This is a genomic window from Spirochaeta lutea (assembly GCF_000758165.1).
GTDB classification, from domain to species: domain Bacteria; phylum Spirochaetota; class Spirochaetia; order DSM-27196; family Salinispiraceae; genus Spirochaeta_D; species Spirochaeta_D lutea.
The window spans coordinates 1-2,343 of record NZ_JNUP01000034.1 but is presented as its reverse complement, the minus strand read 5'-3'; the positions used below and the strand labels follow the sequence as shown (position 1 = coordinate 2,343).

Sequence of the window (2,343 nt, the reverse complement as noted above, 5' to 3'; positions counted from 1 at the left end):
TGAAGACATCCAGGGGGGAGGCAAGGACAGCATCACAAAGACAATCGGTACCATCATGAATCTGGCCATGAAGTTGGAACAGGAGAAGGCCTTGTCCGCCGGACCCTACGAGCGTAATGAAGATCGGACTGGCCATCGCAACGGGTACAAGGATAAGCTCCTAAAGACGCGTATGGGCGAGGTTCCAATTCAGATCCCACAAGTACGGGGGATGGAGTTTTATCCCGGTGCGGTCGATAAGGGGTGTCGCAGCGAACGAGCCTTGAAGCTCGCCATTGCGCAGATGTATATCCAGGGAGTCTCAACCCGTCGTGTGTCAAAGATCGTCGAACAGCTATGCGGGTTCGAGGTTTCTCAGAGCCAGGTTTCGAATGCCGCCAGGTTGCTTGATGAAGAGATCAAAAAATGGCGAGAACGACCTCTGGATACCTATAAGTACCTCGTGCTGGACGCGACCTATGAGAAGGTTCGTATGGATCGCTCAGTGGTGTCAGGAGCGGTGCTAATTGCCTATGGGATAGACATTACCGGGCAACGCCGTGTACTTGGAATTAGCACAGAGATCAGCGAGGCCGATGTCCACTGGCGGAGGTTCCTCCAGTCGCTGGTAGAACGAGGTCTTCACGGGGTAACCATGATTACCTCTGATGCTCATAGTGGCCTGAAGGCGGCATGCGAAGCGATCTTCCCGACCGTGAAGTGGCAACGCTGCCAGTTCCACCTGCAGCAGAATGCCGGACATCACGTGACACGGCAGAGCATGCGGAAAGAGCTGGCGCAGGATCTACGTACCGTGTTCAATGCGCCTAACCTGGAAGAAGCTCAGCGGTACCTGAAAATAGCCGTTGATAAGTACCGCGCAGATTCTCCACAGCTCAGCGAATGGCTGGAGCACAACGTACCGGAGAGTCTTACGGTGTTCACGATCCCGGTAAAACATCGCCGGCGATTGCGCACTTCCAATCTTGCCGAGCGACAAATGAAGGAGATCAAACGACGGACAAAAGTGGCTATGATCTTCCCGAACAAGGAATCACTGAACCGTATCGTAGCGGCGATCATGATGGAAGTTGACGAGACCTGGGCAACCGGGAAGCGATATTTGGATATGGAGACCGATTAACTTTTTCCAATTTTACAGAAGAAAGGGTTGCTTTATCAGAATGTAGCTAATAGGCATTGGCTACAGGAAATTGTTTATTTAAATAAAAACCTGTTTGGGCATGATTTTAAAACTACATTTGGGCTGGTAGGCGGACTTCTTGCAGCAGGGTTGTATGAAATTCAACCTGAGGCCAGAAAAATATTTGGACAACCAGACCCACGAAATGCAATAGAAATCTTTTATCAATTAACCATTGCGATCCACGAAAAATATGGCGAACCAGTGTATTACTATGTCCCTCCCGATTTTAATTCTGAATATGAAACTTTATGGAGATATATGGTTGCTCGACAATACCCGTACAAGATACATTGGGATGCAGATGGGGGTAGAATCCAGTTAAACCTAACATTAGTAGAGGAACAATGGCATTTATCGATAGTCTATTTTTTACCCACGATGTGGCGAGTCATTGTTGAACAAAATCAAAGCGCGGATGGAATATAATGGAGAATAAAAAGAATAAATCTATTATTTACATATCCCTACTAATCTTTGTTTTATTCTGTTATATTATGGTGACGTTATTCGTCTTCTGGCAAAATTTCAAGGATTACCCACTCTCAAATTCTACAGAAGATTGGGGCGCATTTGGTTCCTACCTAAGTGGCTTGATCGCCCCAATTTTCAGTTTTTTTACATTGGTTTTGCTTATCATCCAACAAAATCAAAACAGAAAATCGATAAGCGAAATTCAACATGAAAAAATTATTGGCAATTATTTAGATCTATTACAAAAAGCAGAATTACAACTCAATAAATATGAAAAGAAAGCACTAAAATATTTACCACCTAATTGTAAACGTATAGATGCAATTGAAAATCCTAAAGATCATGGAGAATTCCAAATAATATGGAAACTAGTCGAATCTTTAAAGCTATATTACAGATTTAAACAAAAAATTACTTATCTTGAGCCAGAACATCCTATAAATGACTATTTTATTCAGCGATATGGTGAATTAGCTGTCTTACTGGAAGGCTTGAAATATATTGATATTAAAAGGATTTATTTATAGGAAACCATATAACATTCGCTTCGAGCAGATTCGCCTATTGTCATGAAAAATGCTTTCGCTACGCTCGGCATTTTTCACGTCAATTACGGCTCACAGCTCAAGCGGATGTTATAAAGAGCCGGGTAATGTAATTTTGCAATGAGTTTCCGATAGTCCTTG

3 protein-coding genes are annotated in these 2,343 nt (G+C 43.7%); all 3 read left to right on the top strand.

Translation table 11 applies throughout. The features are described from left to right. The first annotated feature begins 7 nt into the window (after positions 1-7). The 3 genes from DC28_RS04450 (at position 8) to DC28_RS04440 (ending at position 2,184) form a co-directional block, all read left to right on the top strand. Positions 8-1,123 (top strand): IS256 family transposase, encoded by a 1,116-nt coding sequence (locus DC28_RS04450; protein ID WP_408020227.1) that lies wholly within the window; start codon positions 8-10, stop codon positions 1,121-1,123. A 27-nt stretch (positions 1,124-1,150) separates the two neighbouring features. Further along, a complete protein-coding gene (locus tag DC28_RS04445; protein ID WP_037546367.1) occupies positions 1,151-1,612 on the top strand; it encodes a hypothetical protein in 462 nt (153 codons plus the stop codon). A 68-nt stretch (positions 1,613-1,680) separates the two neighbouring features. Next, positions 1,681-2,184: a hypothetical protein gene (locus tag DC28_RS04440; protein WP_156104572.1), complete on the top strand. Its 504-nt coding sequence runs from the start codon at positions 1,681-1,683 to the stop codon at positions 2,182-2,184. The last annotated feature ends 159 nt before the right edge of the window (positions 2,185-2,343 follow it).

What these genes read in the sequence shown, in the direction of transcription:
- DC28_RS04440 (WP_156104572.1), top strand. Translation starts at nt 1,681, where the DNA reads ATGGTGACGTTATTCGTCTTCTGGCAAAATTTCAAGGATTACCCACTC.